The organism is Lysobacter koreensis (assembly GCF_042677045.1).
Taxonomy (GTDB): domain Bacteria; phylum Pseudomonadota; class Gammaproteobacteria; order Xanthomonadales; family Xanthomonadaceae; genus Lysobacter_K; species Lysobacter_K koreensis.
This window is the reverse complement of the sequence record NZ_JBHTIH010000003.1, coordinates 918427-942582: the sequence shown is the minus strand read 5'-3', so window position 1 is coordinate 942582 and position 24156 is coordinate 918427. Positions and strand designations below refer to the sequence as shown.

Genomic DNA, 24156 nt, shown 5'->3' with positions numbered 1-24156 from the left:
GCTCAGCGCGGAACGGGGGTCGGCTCGGGCTCGACCGGCGCGTCAGCGTCGGACGGCACAGGGTCGGCGGCCTCGACCGCAGCCCTGGCGGCGTCGGTCGCAATTGGCAACGCGGCCGGGGCCGATCCGATCACGGCGCCCTGCGCACTCTTGGACACCGCCTCGATCCGGCGCAGCACCGAGGCGGTCATCTCGCGGCGCATCTCGCGCTGCAGGATCTCGCGCTCACCCTCGGTACCGATCGCGTTGACCGGGTTGGAGATGTAGTCGCGCGCCAGCTCGATGGTCTGGCGCGGCACCAGCGCGGTGCCGTCGGCCTTGCGCAACTCGAAGACCACCGCGTAGCGCAGGCTGAGTTCCACGGTGCGGCCGAACTCGTCCACTGCCACCGGCGTGTCGCCCCACTGCTCGGACAGCAGGTCGAGCACCGCAGCGGCGTCGGTACTCGCATCGGCGGCGGTGGCGCCAGCGCGGGTCAGCGCCTGAGCCAGCGATTCGGCCAGCGGGCTGTAGCGATCCACCGAAACCACCCGCACCGGACCGAGGTCGGGAGGCAGGGTCAAGGCGTTGCGCAGGTGAAAACCGCAGGCGGACAGGGCCAGCACGACGGCCAGCGCGGGAACAACGGGAAGGAGGCGACGAATCATGGCCGAAGTCTGGACGACGCGGGCATGGGCGGCAACCCGCGTCATTCAGCCGGCCACCACGATGTTCACGATCTTGCCCGGCACCACGATCACCTTGCGCACGGTCTGGCCTGCCAGGAACTTGGCGACGTGCGGTTCGGCCAGCGCGAGGCGCTCGGCCTGCTCGCGGTCGACGCCGACCGGCACCTCGATGGTGCCGCGCAGCTTGCCGTTGACCTGCACCGCTAGGGTCATCGCATCGCGCTGCAGCGCCGACGGGTCGGGCTGCGGGAACGGCACGTCCTCGAGCAGGGTTTCCGGATGGCCCAGTGCCTGCCACAGCGCGTGCGACACGTGCGGGGTCACCGGATTGAGCAGCAGCACCATTGCCTGCAATGCCTCGTGGCGCACCGCGCGGCCCTGCTCGCTCATGTCGTTGAACTTGGAGACGTGGTTGAGCAGTTCCATCAGCGCCGCGATCGCGGTGTTGAAGCTGTGGCGGCGGCCGTAGTCGTCGCCGACTTTCTGGATGGTCTCGTGCAGCTGGCGGCGCAGGGTCTTCTGCGCGGCATCGAGCAGCGAGGCGTCTACTTCCGGGTGGTCGGGCTGCGCCACGTGGCCGAGTACCTCGCGCCAGAAGCGGCGCAGGAAGCGCGCCATGCCCTCGACACCGGCTTCGTTCCATTCCAGCGACTGCTCCGGCGGCGCGGCGAACATCGAGAACAGCCGCACCGTGTCGGCGCCGAACTTGTCCACCATCTGCTGCGGGTCGACGCCGTTGTTCTTCGACTTCGACATCTTCTCGATGCCGCCGATCACCACCGGCTGGCCGTCGGCGAGCAGGGTGGCGCCGGTGATGCGGCCGCGTTCGTCGCGCGCGATCGCCACGTCGGCGGGGTTGATCCAGTCCTTCGAGCCGTCGGCGTGGTCGCGGTAGAAGGTCTCGGCAATGACCATGCCCTGGGTCAGCAGGTTGGTGGCCGGTTCATCGGAATGCACGAAGCCCTGGTCGCGCAGCAGCTTGTGATAGAAGCGGAAGTACAGCAGGTGCAGGATCGCGTGCTCGATGCCGCCGATGTACTGGTCGACCGGCGCCCAGTAGTTGGCTCGCTCGTCGACCTGCTGCGCCGCGCCGGGCGAGGTGTAGCGCGCGTAGTACCAGCTCGACTCCATGAAGGTGTCGAAGGTGTCGGTCTCGCGTTCGGCGGCGGCGCCACAGGTCGGACACGTCGTCTTGCGCCAGTGCGGGTCGGCCTTGATCGGCGAGCCGGTGCCCATGAACTCGACGTCCTCGGGCAGCAGCACCGGCAGCTGGTCCTCCGGCACCGGCACCGCGCCGCAGGCGTTGCAGTAGATCACCGGGATCGGGCAGCCCCAGTAGCGCTGGCGGCTGACGCCCCAGTCGCGCAGGCGGAAATTGACCCGCCGCGCGCCGCGGCCGTCGGCCTCGAAGCGCGTCGCCAGGGCGTTGAACGCCTGCTGGAAATCCATGCCGTCGAACTCGCCCGAGTTCACCAGCCAGCCGCGCTCGGTATACGCGCTGTCCTCGGCGATCCGGGTCTGGAATTCCTCGACCACCTGCACCGCCGCGCCGGTGTCGTAGACGTCGATCGCGCCGCCGGTGCCCAGCGCGCTGCGCATCGGGTCGTCGTGGCCGGCGACGTGCTTCTTGATTTCGTCGAGCGCGTCGCGCACCGGCGTCGGCACGATCACCATCGTGATCGGCAGCGCGTAGCGGGTGGCGAATTCCCAGTCGCGCTGGTCGTGGCCGGGCACGGCCATCACCGCGCCGGTGCCGTAGTTCATCAGCACGAAGTTGGCCACGTACACCGGCAGTTCCTCGCCGCTGATCGGGTGGACCGCGCGCAGGCCGGTGTCGATGCCGCGCTTTTCCTGGGTCTCCAGTTCGGCCTCGGTGACGCCGCCCTGCTTCAGCTCGGCGATGAACGCCTTGAGATCGGCGTCGGTTTCGGCCGCCTGCAGCGCCAGCGGATGCTCGGCGGCGATCGACACGAAGGTCACGCCCATCAGGGTGTCGGGGCGGGTGGTGAACACATCCAGTGGCGCGACCGCGGCGCCATCGGCATCACGCACGTCGAAGCGGATCTCCAGGCCTTCGCTGCGGCCGATCCAGTTGCGCTGCATGGTCTTGACCGCGTCGGGCCAGCCCGGCAACGCGTCCAGACCGTCGAGCAGTTCCTGCGCGTAGTCGGTGATCTTGAGGAACCACTGCGGGATCTCGCGCTTCTCCACCGGCGCGCCGGTGCGCCAGCCGCGGCCGTCGATCACCTGTTCGTTCGCGAGCACGGTCTGGTCGACCGGGTCCCAGTTCACCACCGAGTTCTTGCGGTAGGCCAGGCCCTGCTGCATCAGGCGCACGAACATGCGCTGCTCGTGCACGTAGTAGTCCGGCATGCAGGTGGCGAACTCGCGCGACCAGTCGATCGCATAGCCCATGGTCTTGAGCTGCGCCTTCATGTGCGCGATGTTGGCGTAGGTCCACTTCGCCGGCGCGGTCTTGTTCTTGATCGCGGCGTTCTCGGCCGGCAGCCCGAACGCGTCCCAGCCCATCGGCTGCAGCACGTTGTGGCCGGTCATGCGCTTGTAGCGGCTGATCACGTCGCCGATGGTGTAGTTGCGGACGTGGCCCATGTGCAGCGCACCCGACGGGTACGGCAGCATCGACAGGCAGTAGTACTTGGGCTTGGGCGACGACTCGTCGACCTCGAACGCGCGCGTCGCGTCCCAGTAGCGCTGGGCGGCGGCCTCGACGCTGGACGGGTCGAATGCCCGCGGGTCGGCGGCCCGCTGGTCGGAGGCTGATGAGTCGGGAGTGGTCGAATCGGCTTCGCTGGACACGGCAGGCGCAACACGGGACAGGGCCGGCCAGCCTACCGTAGCGCACAAAACCCCGCCACGCGGCCCTACCATGGCGCGGCACCCACCCATGTCCCGGAACTGCTCTTGAGCCGCTCGCCCGAACAACTTGACCAGGCCCGCCGCGACTGGCTCGCCGGCCTGGCGCGGCAACATGCCAGCCAACCTACGGCGCAGAGCGCCTTGGCGCTGGCCCGCGGCCACTGGCTGTGCGGCGACTACGAGCAGGCGATGACGCATTTCATCGCCGCCCGCGATGGCGCGCCCGCGGTCGCCGACACCCACATCGCGCTGGTGCGCTCGGCCTCGATGCTGGGGCTGTTGGAACTGGAGACCTCTGCGTTGCAACTGGCCCTCCAACTGCACCCGCGGCAGCCGGAACTGGCCCTGCAGGCTGCCTTGCGGCAGGTACCGGGCGACCTGGCCGCGGCGCGCGATCTGTTGCAGCCGCACCTGCAAGATGGCCTGTGTGCGCAGTTCGACCAGGCCCTGGCCGCGATCCAGGCCGGCGCGATGCCGGCGCCCGACCGCAGTGGCGACCCCCAGGCGATCGCGCGCCAGGACAGCCTGCGCTGGGTGCAGCGCCACGCGCCTGATCGCCAGGTGCATGCCGGCATGCCCAGCGACGTGCTGCTGCGCGCGCTGGACGCGACCGCTGGCTCCGGGCTGACGCTGGAATGCGGCGTCTACTTCGGCCGCTCGCTGCGCCTGATCGCCGAACGCACGCACGGCGCCGTGCACGGCTTCGACAGCTTCCAGGGCCTGCCCGAGGCCTGGAGCGCGCACGAGGGCGCCGGCGCCTACAGCACCGCCGGCCGCTTGCCGAAGGTCACGGCCAACGTCGAGCTGCACGCGGGCTGGTTCGAGCACACCCTGCCGCCGTTTTTCGCCGCGCACCCGGGCCCGATCCGGCTGCTGCACATCGACTGCGACCTCTACAGCTCGACCCGCAGCGTGCTGGACGCCGCCGACGCGCACCTGGTGCCCGGCAGCGTGCTGGTGTTCGACGATTTCCTCGGCTATCCCGGTTACGAGCAGCACGAGCTGCGCGCCTTCGAGGAATACGCCGACGCACGCGGGCTCGGATGGGAACTGATCGCGGCCGCCCTGCTCGGCCGCGAGGTCGCGCTGCGGATCACCTCGCGCTGAGGGCCGCGCGCGCCGCGCAATCGTTCGAGCCCGCGGTGCGACGTGCGCACACCAGGCACGCGCAACGGCCACAGCCTCACTCCCTAGCCCGGGTTTTTGCGCTAAAACGGGCGCCCCCATGGCCCGGACCTTGCTGATGCCCCCATTCTCGCGATTGCGCCCGTATCGATCGCCCGCGTTGGCGCTGGCGATCGTGCTGCTGATCGGGGTCGGCGTCGCCACGATCTGGAGCATCCGCGGCTTCTCGCGTGGCACCGAATGGCTGGAACACACCTACCAGGTGATCGCGCGGATCGAGGCCACCGAGTCGGCGGTACGCACCGCCGAATCGACCGCGCGCGCCTACCGCCTCACCGATAACCCGCAACAGCAGGCCGAGTACCTGGCGGCCGTTCCGGTCGCGTTGCAGCACGCCGCCGACCTGGTCGCGCTGACGGTCGACAACCGCGGCCAGCACCAGCGCGCGCGGCAATTGCAGCAACGGGTGCAGGCACGCCTGGGCGAGATCGCCCGGCTGGTCGAGCTGCAGAACCGGCAAGGCGCCGAGCAGGCCCGCGTCGCCACGCTCACCAGCTCGGGCATCGGCCTGATGCAGGGCATCACCGTGCTGGCAGGCGAGATGCGCCACGTCGAGCAGCAGTTGCTGGCCCAGCGCCGTGTCGCGATTGCCGGGCGCGCCAGCCTGCTGACCGGCTTCATCGTGCTCGGCATCGTGCTGCCGATGGTGTTGCTCGGGCTGCTGCTGCGCGGGCTGGCGCGCGAGAACCTGCGCAGCCGCGAGCTCGAACGCGAGGCGCGCAACGCGATGCAGGCGCTGGAGAACGCCGCGGTCGTGAGCGGACGGTTGTCGGAGCAGCGCCGTGCCTTGGGCATCTACGCCGGCCTGCTGCAGAGCTGCGAATCCCTGCCCGAAGCGATGCAGGTCACCGCGCAGGTGATCGGCCAGCTGCTGCCGAATGCCGGAGGTCGCTGCTATGCGATGCGCGCGTCGGAGAACATCGCCGAGACGGCGGCGCGCTTTGGCTGGGAGAGCGTCGCCAGTGCCGGCCGGCTGGAGCCTTCCGACTGCTGGGCCTTGCGCCGCGGCCAGCCGCACCGCGTGGGTGCGGGCCATGGCCACGTCGTCTGCGCGCACCTGCAGTTCGCCGATGCACCGCCCGATGCCTGGGCGCTGTGCCTGCCGCTGGCCGCGCAGGGAACCGCCCTGGGCCTGCTGCACCTCAACGGCGCGCAGCCGCTGGGAACCGAGGACGTGGGCGTGATCGAGGCGGTCGCCGAGCAGTTGAGCCTGGCGATGGCCAACCTCCAACTGCGCGAGACCCTGCGCGTGCAGTCGCTGCGCGACCCCCTGACCGGCCTGTTCAATCGCCGTTTCCTCGAAGAGAACCTGCAGCGCGAGCTGCTGCGCTGCGAACGGCGTGGCCTGCCGTTGTCGGTGCTGATGATCGACGTCGACCACTTCAAGCGCTTCAACGACGAGTACGGCCACGCCGCGGGCGACGCCCTGCTTGCCGCGATCGGGGCGACGCTGCGCGCGTCGACCCGCGGCGAAGACCTTGCCTGCCGCTACGGTGGCGAGGAGTTCACCGTGGTGCTGCCGGAGATCGGTCGCGAGGCCGCGTTGCAGCGCGGCGAGGAGATCCGCCTGGCGATCGCCGCCACCACCGCCGCGCACATGGGCCGGACCGTCGGCCCGACCACCGCGTCGCTGGGCATCGCCAGCTTTCCTGCCGACGCGGCGGCGCCGGATACGCTGCTCGACCGCGCCGACACCGCCTTGTACCGGGCCAAGGCCAACGGCCGCGACCGCATCGAGCTCGCCCGCGCCGGAGACGCCCGCTCGGCCTCCCCGGCTGACGCTGTGCTTCAATCCCGGTAACCGCCGCCGCTACCGGAACCCGCCATGCACCCCACTGCCCGCCTTGCCGGCGTTGCCCTCGCCGCCTTGTCGCCGCTGTCCCTGTTCGCCGCCGAGCCGCTGGCACTGCAATGCGGGCAGTTGTTCGACGCGCGCAGCGGCAAGCTGCTCGACGCGCGCACGGTGGTGGTGCGCGACGGCAAGGTCGCCGAGGTGCTGGCCGGCCGGGCCGACGTGCCCGGCGTCCAGGCGATCGACCTGTCCGGCCACACCTGCAGCCCCGGCTGGACCGACCTGCACGTGCACCTGGGCGACCAGTCCAGTCCGAAGAGCTACGAGGAGGACTTCCGCCTCGACGACGTCGACTTCGCATTCCGCGCGGTCGGCTACGCACGCAAGACCCTGATGGCCGGTTTCACCAGCGTCCGCGACCTGGGCGGCGAAGTGAGCCCGCACCTGCGCGACGCGATCAACCAGGGCCTGGTGGACGGGCCGCGCATCTGGGCCGCGGGCAAGTCGATCGCGACCACCGGCGGCCACGCCGACCCGAGCAATGGCTACAACTCGACGCTGTCGCACCTGATCGGCCCGCCCGGCCCCACCGAGGGCGTGATCAACTCGGTCGACGACGCGCGCCAGGCCGTGCGCCAGCGCTACAAGGATGGCAGCGACGTCATCAAGATCACCGCCACCGCCGGCGTGCTGTCCTACGCCAAGTCCGGCGACGCGCCCCAGTTCACGGTCGATGAGGTCAAGGCGATCGTCGACACGGCCCGCGACTACGGCTACCGCGTCGCCGCGCACGCGCACGGCGCCGAGGGCATGAAGCGCGCGGTGCTCGGCGGCGTGACCAGCATCGAGCACGGCACCTACATGACCGACGAGGTCATGGCGCTGATGAAGCAGAAGGGCACCTGGTACGTGCCGACGATCCACGCCGGCCGCTTCGTGGCCGAGAAAGCCAAGCTCGACGACTACTTCCCCGAGGTAGTGCGCCCCAAGGCGGCGCGCATCGGCGCGCTGATCCAGGACACCGCGGCGCGCGCCTACAAGGCCGGCGTCAAGATCGCATTCGGCACCGACATGGGCGTCGGCCCGCACGGCGACAACGCGCGCGAGTTCCTCTACATGGTCGAGGCCGGCATCCCCGCCGCGACCGCGCTGCAGGCCGCGACCATCCGCGCCGCCGAGGTGCTCGGGGTCGACGACCAGGGCGTGGTCGAGGCCGGCAAGCGCGCCGACATCGTCGCGATGCCCGGCAACCCGTTGGCCGACATCACTGTGGTCACCCGGGTCGACTTTGTGATGAAGGACGGCAAGGTCTACAAGCGACCGGACGGCGTGAGACTCGACGGGATGCAAGCCGACGCCGAGGCACAGGCCGGCGCGGCGCCATGAATGGCGAGTGGATCGGCTACGTCGCCGCTACCCTGACCACACTGTCGTTCGTGCCGCAGGCGATCAAGACCATCAAGACCCGCGACACGCGCGGCATCTCGCTGGGCATGTACGCGGTGTTCACCGTCGGCGTCGGCTTCTGGCTGGGCTACGGGATCGTGCTGCAGTCGTGGCCGATGATCGTGTCCAACATCCTGACCTTCGGCCTGGCGGCGACGATCCTGGCGATGAAGCTGCGCTACGGCTGAGCCGCGCCACGACCCGACGGGACGCGGGCGGCCACGATCCACAACCCCAGCCAGGCCCCGAACGCGATGCGCTGGCCGATGCCCGCCGGCCACAGCCCCGGCGGCGCCAGCGCCACGACGACGACCAGCACCGAACTGGCCAGCGCCATCCCGGCCAGGGCGCGCCATCCCGATCGCCGCCACAGGCCGCCACCGAGCAAGGCCGCGCCCGTGCCCGCGGCGATCCACCACAACGTCCACGCGGTGGCGTGCCACTGGCTGCGCGGGCCGTCGAGGTCGTCCGGGTCCAGTGGCAGCAGCCCCTGCGCGGCGAACGCGAGCGCCGACAGCATCAGCAGGCGCGCGCCGATCCGCGCCGGCCAGCGCGCATCGCCCGGCAAGCGCGCCCGCAATGCCATCGCCGCCGCGGCCGCGAGCGCACCGGGCACCACGAAGCCGAGCAGGTTGAACGCCAGCGCCTGCGGGAATCCGCGCGCGCCCAGGAACGCCAGCGGATATTGCGCATGCGAGTAGCCCGCAAGTGCGTGGCCGAACGCCCATGCGGCCAGCGCGCAACAGGCCGCGGCCAGCCAGCCGGCGTGGCGGTGTACGGTTTCGATCAGGTTCTTCATCGCCCCATGCTAGCGTGCGCGCGGCGCCGAACCGCGACCTTGCCTTGCGATCCGCAAGGCCCCATGTCCTGCACGGCATGCCCTGCACAGCAGGCCCCGCACAGCATGCTGCATCCATCCAAGAACGAGCCGCCCCGATGACCGCCGACGCCGCCAACCCCCACGTCTTCGACGCCACCACCGATACCTTCGAGGCGCAGGTCCTGCAGAAATCCATGCAAGTGCCGGTGCTGGTCGACTTCTGGGCCGAATGGTGCGGCCCGTGCAAGCAGCTCGGGCCAATCCTCGAGAAGCTCGCCGCGGACTACAACGGTGCGTTCGTGCTGGCCAAGGTCGATGTCGACAAGGAGCCGCAGCTGGGCGCGGCGTTCCAGGTCCGCTCGATCCCGACCGTGTTCCTGGTCAAGGGCGGGCAGATCGCCGACGGCTTCCCCGGCGCGCTGCCCGAGGGCCAGCTGCGCGAGTTCCTCTCGCACCACGGTATCGAACCGGCCGCGCCGGCCGAACCGGAGGTGGCCGAAGTCGCGGCCGAAGCCACGCCGCTCGACCCGCACGCCGAAGTCGTGCGCCTGCGCGCGGCAGTCGCGGCGGCGCCCGAGCAGGCCGAACTCAAGCTCGACCTCGCGCTCGCGCTGCTGCAGACCGGCGCCGCGCACGAGGCCGAGCAACTCGTAGATGCCCTGCCCGCCAACCTCGCCACCGACGACCGCACCGTGCGCGCGCGGGCGCGGCTGGGCTTCGCGAAGTCGCTCAGGGACGCGCCGCCGGTTCCGGTACTGGAGGCGGCCATCGCCGCCAACCCCGACGACCTGCGCGCGCGCCACCTGCTGGGCGTGCAGCACATCGTCGGCGATCGACCCGCCGAAGGCTTGGAGCAGTTCATCGAGATGCTGCGCCGCGACCGCACGTTCGAGGATGGCTTGGCGCGCAAGGCGCTGATCGATGCGTTCCGCGTGGTCGACGACGCCGCGCTGGTCGGCAGCTACCGCCGCAAGATGTCGTCGTTGCTGTTCTGAGGCTGCGCCGCGTTCTAGGCGGCTTGACGGTACGGGTGCGTATGGCAGGCTGCACCTTGCCCTCGAGAACCTCACACCGATGAAAGCCAGCACCCTGCGCCACCTCCTCAACTGGTGGCCGCCGTTCCTGTTCGCCGGCATCCACGTCAGCGCGATCGACGACGACTTCCGCCATGCGCGGGTCGAGTTGCGCATGCGGCCGTGGAACCGCAACTACGTCGGCACCCATTTCGGCGGCAGCCTGTTCGCGATGACCGATCCGTTCTGGATGCTGCTGGTGCTGAACGCGCTCGGCCGCGACTACATCGTCTGGGACCAGGCCGGCCAGATCCAGTTCGTCAAACCCGGACGCGGCACCGTGCATGCCCGCTTCGACCTGGACCTAAGCGTGCTCGACGAACTGCGCGGCGCGACCGCGGTGGGCGAGAAGGCGCTGCGCTGGTTCGACAGCAACATCGTCGACGCGCAAGGCGAAGTGGTGGCGCGCATCCGCAAGCAGCTGTACGTGCGCCGGAAGCCGCATCGACGCACCGGCAACTGACGCGCCGCAACCAACCCCGCCGCCACGTGTCCGGGGTGACCATTTTTGTCACGTCATTTCAGTGACGAACATGTTGCAAACCCGGGTTACCTGCAGCGTATGCTCGCGACTCGGCTATAGGGGGCCGCCCCGATGTCTTCCTACCTCGACGACAACCAGTCCGCGCCACCGCTGCCGGAGATCAGCGGCTACCGCCTGCTGCGCGTGATCAACCACGGCGGCATGTCGACGGTCTACCTGGGCGAGCAGTTGGCGCTGTCGCGCGAAGTGGCGATCAAGGTGATGTCGCCGCAGGCGCTGGCCGACGAGGTCAGCCGCCGCCGCTTCGAGAACGAAGTGCGCACCATCGCGCGCCTCGAGCACCCGAACGTGGTGCGCATCCACGAGCTCGGCCGCACCCGCGATGGCCTGCCCTACTACACGATGCCGTACATGGCGCGCGGCCATCTCGGCCAGCGCACCTTCATGCGCGACGACCACACGCCCGACGAGGCACACGTGGTCTCGATCGCGAACACGCTGTACGCCGCGCTCGAGTATGCGCACTCGCGCGGCGTGGTCCACCGCGACGTCAAGGCTGAGAACGTGCTGTTCGACGACGCCGAGCGGCCGCTGCTGGCCGACTTCGGCATCGCGTTGCGGCGCGGCTTCGGCCCGCGCGTGACCGCCGCCGGCCTGGCGGTCGGATCGACGGCCTACATGGCGCCGGAACAGGCGCGCGGCGAGGACGTCGATGGCCGTGCCGACCTGTACAGCCTCGGCGTGCTGATCTGGGAAATGCTCGCCGGCGGCTTGCCCTACCGGGCGGCCGACGCGCTGTCGATGGCGGTGATGCACGCCCAGGACCCGATCCCGAAGCTGCCACCGCATCTGCGCCATTGGCAGCGCTTCATGAACCGTGCGTTGGCCAAGAACCCCGAGCAACGTTTCCACGACGTCGCGCAGATGCGCGAGGCGATGGCGAAGGTCAAGCCGCGGCACTACTGGCCGTGGCTGGCAAAGCTGCGCGAACGGGTGGTCGCCGCGCGCCGGCGCGCCACGCCGCGCATCGCCACCGTGGCGGTGCTGACGGTCGCGCTCGCCGGCCTCGTGTTCGCGGTCGGCCGCAACCGCGACCGCGGGTTCTTCCGCGTCGACGCGCCCGAGGTCGCAACCATCGAGGCCAGCGCCGACCCGACCGAGGCGATGCTCGAGCCGCTGCCGGAGGCACCGCTGCAGCGCATCCTCGAGACGGCCCGGCAGCAGTTGGCGCAGCGCAACCTCACCGCGCCAGAGGGTGCCAATGCCTACGACAGCGTGCTCGAAGCCTGGCACGCCGACAGCACCAGTCCGGAAGTGCACGAAGTGATTGCGCAGCTGACCGACGCGATGACCACGCAGCTGGCAAGCAACCTGCGCGACGGCAACGACGACCGCGCGCGCGACTACTACCAGCGCGCGAGCAGCCTGGGCCAGCAAACCGGCAACGCCGACTCCGACGCGCAACGCAAACTGCGCGAGCAGGCGACCCAAGCCCTGCAGGCGCGCATGGACGCGGCCGCCAAGACCTACGACCGCGACGCCGCGCAGCGCACCGCCAAGCTTGCCGGTGAGCTCGGCTTGCCGCGGGCGCTGGTCGCGCGCCTCACCGCGCAGGCCAAAGCGCTGCCGAAGGACGGCGAAGCGGTGCCAGGCGACCGTTCGCGCGGCGTCCTGGGCAGCGGCACTGACGGCGCGTTCGTGATCTCGCGCAAGCCGGTCAGCCGCGGCGATTACGCGCGCTTCGTCAGCGCCACCGGGCGACCCGCCACGTTGTGCCGCGAACGCGTCTCGCTGCTGCGCGTGTTCGCGCACAAGGATTGGAAGACGCCGGGCTTCAGCCAGGGCGAAGGCGGGCCGGTGGTCTGCGTGTCGATGGCCGATGCCGAGTCCTACGCCCGCTGGCACAGCCAGCAGACCGGGCATCGCTACCGCCTGCCGACCGCCGCCGAGTCGGCGCAGACCGCGCCGGAAATCAGCGGCCGCGACATCTCGCTGTGGTTGCGCGATTGCGGCTCCAGCTGCACCCAGCGGCAGGTCAGCGGTAGCTCGTGGCGCAGCCAGGTGAACCAGCGCCCGCTTCCGTCCGCGCGCGGCTACGACGACGTCGGCTTCCGCCTGGTGCGCGAACTCTGAGGACTGGCGCCGGGCGACGCCACACTCGCCCAAGGCGCACCCGGCTGCGGCATGCTCGTTACAATCGACAGCATGCAAAACCCCATACGATCCGGCCCGAGCCTGCAGAAACTCTTCCTCACCGGTCTGCTGACCCTGTTGCCGATCTGGCTGACATGGGTCGTGGTCGAGTTCGTCTTCGTGCTGCTGTCGGACATCAGCCGCCCGCTGGTCGGCCCGACCCTGCACAGCTACGCCACCGGCAGCCCGCACACACTGGGCTGGCTGGCCCAGCCCTGGGTGCAGACCGCGATCGCGTTGCTGGCGACCCTCGCCGTGATCCTGGTGTCGGGAGTGATGGCGCGGCGCGTGCTCGGCCAGCGCGTGCTGCGCTGGTTCGAGGCGCTGATCGGGCGCATCCCGCTGGCCAGCACCATCTACGGCAGCGCACGGCAACTGCTCGACATCCTGCAGACCAAGCCCGACGGCACCCAGCGCGTGGTGCTGATCGACTTCCCGCACAACGAGATGAAGACGCTCGGCTTCGTCACCAAGGTGATGCGCGAGCAGGGCACGGGCCGCGAACTGGCCGCGGTGTACGTGCCGACCACACCCAACCCGACCTCGGGCTACCTGGAGATCGTGCCGATGGAGAAGATCACGCCAACCGACTGGACCGTCGACCAGGCGATGAGCTTCATCATCTCCGGTGGCGCGGTGTCGCCCGACACCATCCCGTTCTCGCCGCCGCGCCGCGACGACATCTGACCGCCAGCGCGATTGAAGCCGCCGCAGCGGCTTGCGATAAAGAACTAGCGTTTGAAGCTGTTGTGTAAGCGAGGAAGGAGATCCATGGAAGACGCGAGCACACCTTCACCTTTCTCTCTTACCACCCGTACCCTCGACGACCGCGCCACGCGCCTGTTCATCGCCCTGGCCGCATTCTTCTGCGTCAACGCGGTGCTGGCCGAGTTCATCGGCGTCAAGATCTTCGCGCTGGAGGACACGCTCGGCATCGCGCCGCTGCAGTGGAACCTGTTTGGTCAGGTCGGCTCGCTGAGCTTTACCGCCGGCACCTTGCTGTGGCCGGTCGTGTTCCTGATGACCGACGTGGTCAACGAGCTCTACGGCCGCCGCGGCGTGCGCATGATCTCGTGGCTGGCGGCGATGCTGATCGTGTACGGCTTCGTGTTCGCGTTCGCGGCGATCGCGCTGGCGCCCGCGGGCTGGTGGGTGACCGCGGCGCAGGCGCAGGGCGTGGCCGACTACCAGGCCGCGTTCGCCGCGGTGTTCGGACAGGGGCTGTGGACGATCGCCGGCTCGCTGGTCGCGTTCATGCTGGGGCAGTTGATCGACGTCGCGGTGTTCCACCGCATCCGCCGCGCCACCGGCGAGAAACACGTGTGGCTGCGCGCGACGGGCTCGACCGCGGTGTCGCAACTGGTCGACAGCTTCGTGGTGCTGTACATCGCGTTCGTGCTCGGTCCGCAGCAGTGGCCGACCTCGCTGTTCCTGGCCGTCAGCACGGTCAACTACGCGTACAAGATGCTCGCCGCGATCGCGCTGGTCCCGCTGATCTACCTGGTGCGCGCGGGCATCATCCGGTACTTGGGCCAGGCGCGCGCCAGCCAACTGCGAGCCGAGGCATCGACCGGTTGATCGCGCCGGCTTGCGCGGCGACAGGAGCGGCGACAGGCCGATGCCATCACGCTGCGCGGCACGGCCAGCGCGGCGGGTGACCTTTGGCCCATGCCCCGGCCGGCGTCTGCGACGACGCTCGGTGTCTGTTTGCCCCCTGCCCGTCCGATCCATCCCCAACCGGAGTCCGCGATGAACCCTCGCACCAGTTTCTCCCTGCTCGCCCTGGCGCTGGCCGCCGCGCTTGCCGGCTGCGCCACCACGCCGGCCGGCGCTGGCGACGGCGCCACCGCTCCGGTGGCCGCGGCCAGCGAGTCCAGCCAGGCCAAGGCCGCACGCTTGACCGCGCTGTACGACCAGTACTGGGAGGAAGTGCTGAAGCTCAACCCGGTGCAGGCGACGTTCCAGGGCGACCCGCGCTACAACGACCAGCTTCCCGACTTCGGCACCGCGCAGTTCCGCCAGCAGCAGCACGACTTCACCACGCGCTGGCTCAAGACCATCGAGGACGTCGGCCCGGAAGGCCTCGACGGCCAGGCCCTGCTCAGCTACCAGACCTTCGTGCGCGACGCCAAGAATTCGCTGGAATCCGAGCAGTTCCCCGACTGGATGATGCCGGTCAACCAGATGGGCTCGATGGCCAGCTTCGCGGTGCAGCTGGGTTCGGGCACCGGCGCGCAGCCGTTCAAGACGGTCAAGGACTACGACAACTGGCTGGCGCGTGGCAACAAGCTGCCGCAGCTGTTCGACACCGCCATCGCCAACATGCGCGAAGGCATGAAGGCCGGCGTGGTGCAGCCGCGCGCGCTGATGGTCAAGGTGATCCCGCAGCTGGACGCCCTGATCAAGGCCAAGCCCGAGGACACGCTGTTCTGGGGCCCGATCAAGACCATGCCCAAGGACTTCCCGGCCGCCGACAAGGCGCGCCTGACCACCGCCTACCGCGCGATGATCGGCGAGCAGCTGATGCCGGCGTACCGCGAACTGCGTGCCTTCATCAACGACGAGTACCTGCCCGCCACGCGCGATTCGGTCGGCGTCGACAAGCTGCCCAACGGCCAGGCCTGGTACGCGTTCAACGCGCGCCAGCGCACCACCACCAACATGAGCCCGGCGCAGATCCACGAGATCGGCCTGAGCGAGGTCGCGCGCATCCACGGCGAGATCCGCAAGATCATGGCCGAAACCGGCTTCAAGGGCTCGCTGCAGGACTTCTTCCAGTTCATGCAGAACGACAAGCGCTTCAACTTCAAGGACGAGTCCGCGCTGCTGGCGCACTACCGCGCGCTGGAAGCCAAGGTCAACCAGAAGGTCCCCGAGCAGTTTTCGCTGACTCCCAAAGCGCCGTTCGAGATCCGCGCGGTCGAACCGTTCCGCGCCAAGTCCGCCGCCGGTGGCGAGTACCAGAGCCCGAGCGAGGACGGCAGCCGCCCCGGCATCTTCTACGTCAACACCTACGACATGCCGACCCGCAAGACCTGGGACGCCGAGGATCTGTACCTGCACGAAGCGATCCCCGGCCACCACTTCCAGCTCGCGCTGCAGCAGGAACTGACCAACATCCCGAAGTTCCGCCGCTTCGGCGGCGAGACCGCCTTCATCGAAGGCTGGGGCCTGTACGCCGAGTCGCTGGGCAAGGACCTGGGCGTGTACACCGACCCCTACGACTACTTCGGCTACCTGCAGAACGAACTGTGGCGCGCAATCCGCCTGGTCACCGACACCGGCCTGCACAGCAAGAACTGGACCCGCGAGCAGGTGATCAAGTACATGCTCGACAACTCCGCCGAAAGCGAGACCCAGGCCACCGCCGAAGCCGAGCGCTACATCGCCTGGCCGGGCCAGGCGCTGGCGTACAAGATCGGCGAGCTGAAGATCCAGGAACTCCGCGACCGCGCCGAGAAGGAACTGGGCGACAAGTTCGACGTGCGCGAGTTCCACGCCGAAGTGCTGAAGGACGGCTCGGTGCCGCTGGAAGTGCTGGAGAACAAGATCGACCGCTGGATCGCGGCGAAGAAGGCCTGAGGCTAAGCGATGGGCGTCGCCCTTCGACGCCCATCGCCTATCTGCACAAGACCGCTCTGCGGAAAACGCTAAGCCGACGTCCCGAGCCCGACCCTCCTGCGAAATCACGAGTGCCGGGCTTTTTCTGTTCGTCGTCACCAAGGCCGGACACGCTGAGAAACAAGGTGAAAGCCCCGCTTAGTGTCGCGAGATAGTGAGCAGCTTTGACCCTCATTTATCCGGATCCATCCCGTCGTGCGGCATTACAACTAGCGACTCGCATGCTTTCGCGGTGCAACCCCAATACCGGGTTTCCTTGCCGCTCTTCCATGTAGCCGTAGCACCGCCTCCGATCACAAAATCCCAGGACTTCCCTTCGGCATCGACCTTGCCCGAGATCGAGCACGGTATTTGATAGAACGAACTGTATGGGTCCTCTGCGTACCGTTCACTGATCCTGAAAAAAAGCTCGACCTGCTTCGCTGACAGCTTCCAGTTTCTACAAGTTGCTTCCAACGCGTCCCCTGGACTTCCCTGGTAACTGGCCGGAGACACCTGCACGGCGTGCACGATCTTCTCCGATTCGGCCTTCGCGCCTACGTGTCCCCCGCACGCAAGCAGCGGAATGCTAAGTACCGCCGCGATTAGGGTTCTGGCTAAGGGTTTCATGTCCGGGGAGCGCCTGATCAAAGGAGGGAGGAAAGCCACGACTGCTGTCGCTGTCTGCGGAGTAGAGGCCGGCGCCTTCTCCGCCCTTCTTGTACGAAACCTTGTCATGTTCGTAGATATCGGCGTCGCCGAGACCGTAATGGCGTTTCAGGATGCCGACCACCGTGCTGATGGCTGCGGACTGCTCGGGTGTTGGCGCATCCCACGTGACGTTGTCTGGCTCGTTGGGCTGGCAGTTCGTAAGACAGCTGGCAACCGTCTCGATCCCCACGCTGTCTTCGTTCATCGGGTAGCGCGCGGGATACGCCTTGGCTTTCTCGTGACTGTAGATTCTGCCGGGCGCAAAGCCCCAGGACCTTATGAGGCGCATCTCATCGGCCGGACAGGAACCGTCCGCGAAACACTTCGATTTGATCCTCCCGACGTGATGCGTTTTTTTCAAGAGGCTTGCGGCCTGGTAAACAGTCCCATCCTTGTCGACGTAAAAATGCGTGCCCTCGCCTCGCTTGGCAGAGGCAAGCGCGCTTTCGACGCTATCGCCGGACGTTCGATGCAGGACGATTGCTTTGGGTCCGGTCATGGAGCCCTTCTCAAGCTCGGGCACCGCCCTTAGAACGAACCCTGCGTTCTGTACCCACCCCTTGTTGTCCACGTAAACCTTTACGTCGACTCGCTTGCGCTGAGTTTGCGTCACCGGGGTGGTGGTCGATTGCCCGACCTGGATGTGCTTTGCGCTCATGCCGGGATTTCCTCTTCCAGCTCGACCGTCAGCAGCTCCGCCTTGTCGGTCTTGACCACGTGAGTCTTCCCTTCGTGATCGGTAGTGCCGTTCTCTACTGCACCGTTTGCACGAGTCACCTTGTATTGCCGGTTCTTCAAGGGCTTGCCGGTCAACTCCGAGAGTAGAACGAAGGCTTCGTCGAATTCTTCGACACCCGATGGTGCCGCGGCGACTGCCGCGCGCGCCTGGTCCGCTCTAGGCCTGGGTTTGTTGCTGCCGCCATCATCATCGAACGTCCGGCTCTGCTTGCCGGCAATCAACGTGCAGCCGCATGCAAGCTTGTCGCCGTGGCGCGCTACGGGTTGTCCGTCGATTACTTCGCACGGGTTGCCGGTGACAATCGGGAAAATGCCCTTGTGTGTCGGACACGTGGCTTTGTCCCCGATTCGGGCGACGGGCTTGCCGTCTATATCGGTTCCTGGCGAACCGGTGATAACCACACCGCCAGCACTCGTCGAGTCACCGAGTACGATCCATAGCTTGCTCAATCGATCCTCCTTGACCGTAAGCCAGTTCCGTTGTGCGAATCTCCCTGGTCGGAGCCTATCAGCCCGCAGGCAGGGTGCTCCAGAGCATTCATCGGAGACGGCTTCAATCCGTTGCCGGACCGCTGCCGCGCCATTGCGCCGCTTCAAGGCGGTTCCGGAGCGTGCCGGAGCGGTCTTCTCCTAGCTCGCGCGGTGCTCGTGGCGTTCTGGAACGGCAGGCTGGACGGACCACGGTGTTGCAACCCGGTCGCCGCACACAAAAAAAGGGCCGGCAATGCCGGCCCTTTCTCATTTCAGCGGTGCGCCTGGATCAGGCGCCGCTGAACCCGCTGCGCGAACCCGAACCGCTGCTGCGGCCGCTGCCCGGGGCGCCGCCGCGGCGCTGCGGACCGGCGTGCGCGTGGCGCGGGGCCGGCTGGCCGTGGCGCGGGGCCGGCTTGCGCGGGCCGTTGTTGCCGCCCGGGCGACCGCCCGGGTTGCGCGCGCCGGGCGCGTCCGAGCCCATGCGGATCGGGCGCGTCGGCACGAAGCCGTCCACCGTCACCATCTGGATGTCGTCCTTGAGGATGCGCTGGATCTGGCGCAGCAGGCCGCCCTCATCCGGCGACACCAGCGAGATGGCCTCGCCCGTGGCGCCGTTGCGGCCGGTGCGGCCGATGCGGTGCACGTAGTCCTCGGCCACCATCGGCAGGTCGAAGTTGATCACCAGCGGCAGGTCGGGGATGTCGAGGCCGCGCGCGGCGACGTCGGTGGCGACCAGCACGCGGGCCTTGTTCGCCTTGAAGTCGCGCAGGGCTTTCTGGCGCTGGGCCTGGCTCTTGTTGCCGTGGATCGCGACGGCCTTGAGGCCGGCGTCTTCCAGCTGTTCGGCCAGGCGGTTGCAGCCGTGCTTGGTGCGGCCGAACACCAGCACCTGGTCGGTGTGGCGCTGGGTCAGGATCTGGATCAGCAGGTCGCGCTTGCGACCGCCGTCGACCGGGTGCGCCTTGTGGGCGATGGTGTCGGCGATGGTGTTGTTGGCGGCGACCTGCACCTGCTGCGGGTTGACCATGAACTCGAGCGCGAGCTTCTTGATCTCAGCCTCGAACGTGGCCGAGAACAGCATCGTCTGGCGCTGCTGCGGCAGGCGCGCGAGCACGCGCTTGATCGCCGGCAGGAAGCCCATGTCGAGCATGCGGTCGGCTTCGTCGAGCACCAGCACCTCGATTGCGTCGAGCTTGGCGGTGCCGCGCTCGAGGTGGTCGATCAGGCGGCCGGGGGTGGCGACCAGCACGTCGACGCCGCGACGCAGCATGTCGACCTGCGGGCCCATGCCGGCGCCGCCGTAGATCGAACAGATGTTCAGGCGCAGGTGCTTGGCGTAGCCACGCAGGCTGTCGTTGACCTGCACCGCCAGCTCGCGGGTCGGCACCAGCACCAGCGCGCGCGGCTTGCGCGGGCCGTTGACGCCGGTCAGCTTGGACAGGTGGTTGAGCAGCGGCAGGCCGAACGCGGCGGTCTTGCCGGTGCCGGTCTGGGCGCCGCCCAGCAGGTCGTGGCCGGCCATCGCCAGCGGGATCGCCTGCAACTGGATCGGGGTCGGGGTGTTGTAGTTCTGCTCGCCGAGCGCGCGCAGCAACGCGGGCGCAAGCCCGAGGGATTCAAAAGTCATGATGGAACTCCGGTGGTCCACGAATGCCGACACCGGGAAGGCACACATGGCGTGCGCAACCTGGATCAGGCGGTCGTGTGATAACCCCAGCGTTCCCTTGAACCGCGCTGCGAGTATCGAATTTAGACGGTGCCGGATGCTCCGGACCGTGTCGGCGCTACGAAAGACGTGGCTGGATAAATAGTCGCATTGGAAAGTCCGCACATGGATGTGCGGGTTCTTGATCAAGGATGATCACGCCAATACGACGGGCAACCTGGGAAACGTACCCCTTGCGGGGTGGCAGCCGTGCGCTGAACGGGGCGAACTGTACGCGAAAGGGGTGGGACAAGCCAGCCGAATTTGGTGAGCTGTCGTGGCTGTTCAGCTTGATTGGTCTCCCTTTCCCGCCGGGAGAGGGACCGAGGGTGAGGGTTCGACGCAACGGCAGTGGCTGGGTTGCCGAGATAGAGCAAGGCCCGGGCTGATGACCTCCGCCGCAATTCACCCGCCTGGCTCCGCCGGCCCCTCACCCCAACCCTCTCCCGGAGGGAGAGGGAGCCAAGCCAGCGACTTGGGTGGACGCAGTCACTGGACGATCAATCGCCTCCCACGTTCAGCGTCATCCCCGGCCGCGCCAGCGTCACGTCGGTGCCGAAGCGCTCTCCGATCTCGCCGGCCAGCGCCTCGCGCGCCAGGTCCTCGCCGTGCACCAGCACCAGCGACGGGTGCCCCTCGATGTGGCCGTACCACTCGATCAGCCCCTGCTGGTCGGCATGCGCCGACAGGCCACCGACCGTGTGCACCTGCGCGTTGACCCGGTAGTCGCGGCCGTGGATGCGCGCCCACTTGGCGCCGTTGACCAGCCGCCGGCCCAGTGTGCCCTCGCCTTGGTAACCGACGAACACCACGTGCGCCTCGTGCCGGCTGAGGTTGTGCTTGAGGTGGTGGACGATGCGGCCGGCGTTGGCCATGCCGCTGCCGGCGATGATGATCGCGCCGCGCTCGACCTGGTTGATCGCAATCGATTCCTGCGGCGATTGCGCGACGTGCAGGTTCGACATCGTGAACGGACTGGGCCTGTGCGCCCACGCCGCGCGCGCTGGCGGGTCGAACAGCTCGTGGTGGCGCTGGTAGACGCCGATCACCTTGGCCGCCATCGGGCTGTCGAGGTAGATCTTCCAGCGCGACAGGTTCCATTCGTCCGCGTGCAGCGCGAACCAGTACAGCAGTTCCTGGCTGCGCCCGACCGCGAACGCCGGGATCAGCACGTTGCCGCCGTCGCGCCAGGCCTCGTCGAGGATGCGGCCAAGCTCGCGGATGGTGTCGGCACGTTCGCGGTGGTTGCGGTCGCCATAGGTCGATTCCATCAGCACCAGGTCGGCGGCGTCGATTGGCGCGGGGTCGCGCAGGATCGGCGTGCCTTTCGGGCCGAGGTCGCCTGAGAACACCAGCTTGCGGCCGTCGGCCCACAGCTCGACCGCGCTCGAACCGAGGATGTGGCCGGCCTCGCGGAACGCGATCTCGACCCCGGCCAGGATCGCCTTGCGGGTGTCGTAGGGCAGCGGCCGCACCTGCGCCATCGCGGCATTGACGTCGTCGCGGGTGTACAGCGGCAGCAGCCGCGGCTCGCCCGCGCGGCGGTGGCGGTTGCCGCGCTCGGCTTCGCTTTCGGCGATCGAGGCCGCGTCGAGCAGCATGATCGCCATCAGGTCGGCGGTCGCGGCCTGAGCATGGATCGGGCCGCGGAAGCCGCGCTTGACCAGCAGCGGCACCCGGCCGATGTGGTCGATGTGGGCGTGGCTGATGACCAGCGCGTCGAGCGCGGTGGGTTCGAACGGGAACGGTTCGGTGTTGCGGTGCTCGGCTTCGGGGCTGCCCTGGATCATCCCGCAGTCCAGCAGCAGGCGCTTGCCGGCGGCCTCGACCTCGTGCAGGGACCCGGTAACCTCGCCCGCCGCTCCGTGGAAATGCACCCGCATGCGCCGCCCCGTCGATCCTTCGTCAATTGCGCGGAAACGTAGCACGGGCGCCCTCGCGGTCCCGGCGACGCCACCTTCATCACGAAACACGGCGACTTGCGCAACCCGCGCAGCACCGTGGCATGACCTTCGACACCCGCGCCGGGGTCGCTCGGGGGGCTAGTGTCCGCCGACGCCCTTCCGGGTGGTCTTCCGACATTTCCCACGCCCGCTGGCTGGAGTTACCCCGTGACCTTGAACCGCATGTCCCTGAAAAGCCCGCAAGTCCTGATGCTGTCCCTCGCGATCGCCACCGCCGTGGCCGCGTGCGCCAAGCAAGACGCCGCCGCCCCGGCCGCCGATGCCGCCAAGCCGGCGGCCGACGCCGCGGCGTTCACGATCGACGAAAGCAAGCTGCCGCCGGTCAACCGCTTCACCCTGGACAACCTGGACACCAGCAAGGACGCGTGCACCGACTTCGGCGGCTACGTCAACGGCAAGTGGCTGGCCGCCAACGCCATCCCCGGCGACCGCACCTCGTGGGGCGCGTTCGAGATGCTCGACGAGCGTTCCACCGGCGTGCAGCGCCAGCTGGCCGAGCAGGCGGCGGCCAAGGCCGGCGCAACCGGCGTCGAGAAGATCGTCGGCGACTTCTACGCCACCGGCATGGACGCGGCCAAGATCAACGCCCAGGGCATCGAGCCGATCAAGGGCCGCCTGGACGCGATCGCCGCGCTCGATACCCCGGAGAAGATCGCCGAGCACCTGCGCACCACGGCCGCCAGGGGCGAGAACGACCTGTTCGGCTTCGGCCCGGAAGCCGACTTCAAGGACTCCAAGAACAACATCGCCTACGCCGCGCAGGGCGGCCTGGGCCTGCCGGACAAGGAGTACTACGAGAAGGCCGAGCACAAGGAGAAGCTCGCCGCGTACCAGGCGCATATCGCCAAGGTGCTGGAACTGTCGGGCATCGCCGCCGCGGACGCCGCCAAGCAGGCCAAGGACGTGATCGCGTTCGAGACCCGCCTGGCCAAGGTGTCGAAGTCGAGCGAGCAGCTGTCGCGCGACGTCTCGCTGTACTACAACCCGGTGTCGCCGGCCGAGGCCGACAAGTTGACCCCGAACTTCCCGTGGACGAAGTTCTTCGAATCGCAGGGCGTGGCCACGCCGAAGATGTTCTCGCTGGCGATCCCGGCGTTCCACCAGGAAGTCAGCAAGATGCTGGTCGACGTGCCGGCCGCGCAGTGGCAGAGCTACCTGCGCTTCCACACGGTCGATGGCGCTTCGCCGTTCCTGTCTGATGCGTTCGTGCAGCAGAACTTCGCGTTCTACAACCAGACCCTGCGCGGCCAGAAGGAGCTCAAGGAGCGTGGCAAGCGCGTGCTCGACACCATCGAGAACCAGGCCGGCGAGGCCCTGGGCCAGATGTACGTCAAGGTCGCGTTCACGCCGGAGTCCAAGGCGCGCATGGTCACGCTGGTCAAGAACCTCAGCGACGCGCTCAAGGTCCGTATCGAGAACCTGGCCTGGATGAGCCCGGAGACCAAGAAGAAGGCAATGGAGAAGTGGGCCGCCTTCACCCCCAAGATCGGCTACCCCGACAAGTGGCGTGAGTGGAATGGCCTGGCCACCAGCCGCGACAGCTACATCGGCAACGTGCTGGCCGCCAACGAGTTCAACTACAAGTGGATGATGGGCAAGATCGGCAAGCCGGTCGACAAGACCGAGTGGGGCATGCCGCCGCAGATGGTCAACGCCTACTACAACCCGCTGCAGAACGAGATCGTGTTCCCGGCCGCGATCCTGCAACCGCCGTTCTTCGACCCCAATGCCACCGACGAGATCAACTACGGCGGCATCGGTGCGGTGATCGGCCACGAGATGATCCACGGCTACGACGACCAGGGCAGCCGCTTCGGCCCGGCCGGCAACTTCGAGAACTGGTGGACCCCGGCCGACGCCAAGGGCTTCACCGGCCTGACCGACAAGCTGGTCAACCAGTTCGACGGCTACGAGGCGGTCAAGGGCAAGAACGTCAACGGCAAGCTGACCCTGGGCGAGAACATCGCCGACCTCGGCGGCCTGGCGGTGGCTTACGACGCGATGAAGGCGGCCGCGGGCGACAAGCCCGATCCCAAGACCGACGGCCTGACCCGCGACCAGCGCTTCTTCGCCAACTGGGCCACCGTGTGGCGCCGCAACTTCACCCCGGAAGAGCTCAACGTGCGCCTGACCACCGACCCGCACGCGCCGGCCAACTTCCGCGCGATCGGCGCGCCGTCGAACCTGCCGGCGTTCGCCGCGGCGTTCTCGTGCAAGCCGGGCCAGCCGATGGTGCGCGAGGGCGACAAGCAGGTGGTGATCTGGTGATCTGTGCGTAAGTAACGCGTCCGGCCCGCGCTATTCGCGCGGACGCTCGGACGAACGCGGGCCAATGGCTCGTGGGCTGCACCCTCGTCCAGCCTGCGCTATTCGCGCAGGCGCTCGGACGAACGCGAGCCAATGGCTTGCAAGCGTCCAACCTCGCC

General features: G+C 68.4%; 18 protein-coding genes. 11 read left to right on the top strand and 7 right to left on the bottom strand.

All coding sequences use genetic code 11. The annotated features are described in order from the left end of the window. Positions 1-2: 2 nt before the first annotated feature. Both ACFQZQ_RS09645 and leuS read right to left on the bottom strand, forming a co-directional pair. Positions 3-647 (bottom strand): LPS-assembly lipoprotein LptE, encoded by a 645-nt coding sequence (locus ACFQZQ_RS09645; protein ID WP_386812532.1) that lies wholly within the window; start codon positions 645-647, stop codon positions 3-5. A 45-nt stretch (positions 648-692) separates the two neighbouring features. Further along, positions 693-3485 carry a leucine--tRNA ligase gene (gene leuS, locus ACFQZQ_RS09640; protein ID WP_386812531.1) on the bottom strand — a complete coding sequence of 931 codons (2793 nt, stop codon included), beginning with the start codon at positions 3483-3485 and terminating at the stop codon, positions 693-695. Between the two features lie 105 nt (positions 3486-3590). Here leuS and ACFQZQ_RS09635 point away from each other — a divergent pair, with 105 nt between their 5' ends. The 4 genes from ACFQZQ_RS09635 (at position 3591) to ACFQZQ_RS09620 (ending at position 8156) form a co-directional block, all read left to right on the top strand. Continuing rightward, positions 3591-4652: a class I SAM-dependent methyltransferase gene (locus ACFQZQ_RS09635; RefSeq protein WP_386812530.1), complete on the top strand. Its 1062-nt coding sequence runs from the start codon at positions 3591-3593 to the stop codon at positions 4650-4652. Positions 4653-4770: 118 nt separating this feature from the next. Next, complete coding sequence (locus ACFQZQ_RS09630; RefSeq protein ID WP_386812529.1) at positions 4771-6531, top strand: sensor domain-containing diguanylate cyclase; 1761 nt, start codon at positions 4771-4773, stop codon at positions 6529-6531. A gap of 24 nt (positions 6532-6555) precedes the next feature. Then, positions 6556-7908, top strand: coding sequence for a metal-dependent hydrolase family protein (locus tag ACFQZQ_RS09625; protein ID WP_386812528.1), 1353 nt, complete (start codon positions 6556-6558; stop codon positions 7906-7908). Next, positions 7905-8156 (top strand): SemiSWEET transporter, encoded by a 252-nt coding sequence (locus ACFQZQ_RS09620; protein ID WP_386812527.1) that lies wholly within the window; start codon positions 7905-7907, stop codon positions 8154-8156. Before ACFQZQ_RS09625 ends, ACFQZQ_RS09620 begins: the two co-directional genes overlap by 4 nt. Here the strand turns inward: ACFQZQ_RS09620 and ACFQZQ_RS09615 are convergent. Further along, entirely contained in the window at positions 8147-8767 is a 621-nt protein-coding gene (locus ACFQZQ_RS09615; RefSeq protein WP_386812526.1) for a DUF998 domain-containing protein, read from the bottom strand. The two genes, ACFQZQ_RS09620 and ACFQZQ_RS09615, sit on opposite strands and share 10 nt — an antisense overlap. 137 nt (positions 8768-8904) lie before the next feature. Here ACFQZQ_RS09615 and trxA point away from each other — a divergent pair, with 137 nt between their 5' ends. The 6 genes from trxA to ACFQZQ_RS09585 all read left to right on the top strand — a co-directional run bounded on the left by trxA (position 8905) and on the right by ACFQZQ_RS09585 (position 16120). Further along, positions 8905-9783: a thioredoxin gene (trxA, locus tag ACFQZQ_RS09610; protein WP_386812525.1), complete on the top strand. Its 879-nt coding sequence runs from the start codon at positions 8905-8907 to the stop codon at positions 9781-9783. A gap of 79 nt (positions 9784-9862) precedes the next feature. Next, entirely contained in the window at positions 9863-10324 is a 462-nt protein-coding gene (locus tag ACFQZQ_RS09605; protein ID WP_386812524.1) for a DUF4442 domain-containing protein, read from the top strand. A 132-nt stretch (positions 10325-10456) separates the two neighbouring features. Then, a complete protein-coding gene (locus tag ACFQZQ_RS09600; RefSeq protein WP_386812523.1) occupies positions 10457-12478 on the top strand; it encodes a bifunctional serine/threonine-protein kinase/formylglycine-generating enzyme family protein in 2022 nt (673 codons plus the stop codon). A 72-nt stretch (positions 12479-12550) separates the two neighbouring features. Further along, a complete protein-coding gene (locus tag ACFQZQ_RS09595) occupies positions 12551-13225 on the top strand; it encodes a DUF502 domain-containing protein (RefSeq protein ID WP_386812522.1) in 675 nt (224 codons plus the stop codon). A gap of 84 nt (positions 13226-13309) precedes the next feature. Continuing rightward, the gene (locus tag ACFQZQ_RS09590; protein WP_386812521.1) at positions 13310-14116 is read left to right on the top strand and encodes a queuosine precursor transporter; all 807 of its coding nucleotides are present in this window, start codon (positions 13310-13312) and stop codon (positions 14114-14116) included. 171 nt (positions 14117-14287) lie between these two features. After that, positions 14288-16120 (top strand): DUF885 domain-containing protein, encoded by a 1833-nt coding sequence (locus ACFQZQ_RS09585; protein ID WP_386812520.1) that lies wholly within the window; start codon positions 14288-14290, stop codon positions 16118-16120. Between the two features lie 607 nt (positions 16121-16727). On the opposite strand, the gene ACFQZQ_RS09580 is transcribed toward ACFQZQ_RS09585, so the two are convergent. The 4 genes from ACFQZQ_RS09580 to ACFQZQ_RS09565 all read right to left on the bottom strand — a co-directional run bounded on the left by ACFQZQ_RS09580 (position 16728) and on the right by ACFQZQ_RS09565 (position 21649). After that, on the bottom strand, positions 16728-17507 hold the full coding sequence (locus tag ACFQZQ_RS09580; RefSeq protein ID WP_386812519.1) for a peptidoglycan recognition protein family protein: 780 nt from the start codon (positions 17505-17507) through the stop codon (positions 16728-16730). Further along, positions 17504-18037: a PAAR domain-containing protein gene (locus tag ACFQZQ_RS09575; RefSeq protein WP_386812518.1), complete on the bottom strand. Its 534-nt coding sequence runs from the start codon at positions 18035-18037 to the stop codon at positions 17504-17506. The genes ACFQZQ_RS09580 and ACFQZQ_RS09575 overlap by 4 nt, the downstream gene beginning before the upstream one ends. Positions 18038-18347: 310 nt before the next feature. Next, positions 18348-19688 (bottom strand): DEAD/DEAH box helicase, encoded by a 1341-nt coding sequence (locus ACFQZQ_RS09570; RefSeq protein ID WP_386812517.1) that lies wholly within the window; start codon positions 19686-19688, stop codon positions 18348-18350. 578 nt (positions 19689-20266) lie between these two features. Then, positions 20267-21649 (bottom strand): MBL fold metallo-hydrolase RNA specificity domain-containing protein, encoded by a 1383-nt coding sequence (locus tag ACFQZQ_RS09565; RefSeq protein ID WP_386812516.1) that lies wholly within the window; start codon positions 21647-21649, stop codon positions 20267-20269. A gap of 267 nt (positions 21650-21916) precedes the next feature. Between ACFQZQ_RS09565 and ACFQZQ_RS09560 the strand changes: the two genes are divergently transcribed. Continuing rightward, a complete protein-coding gene (locus ACFQZQ_RS09560; RefSeq protein ID WP_386812586.1) occupies positions 21917-23998 on the top strand; it encodes a M13 family metallopeptidase in 2082 nt (693 codons plus the stop codon). Positions 23999-24156 lie beyond the last annotated feature (158 nt).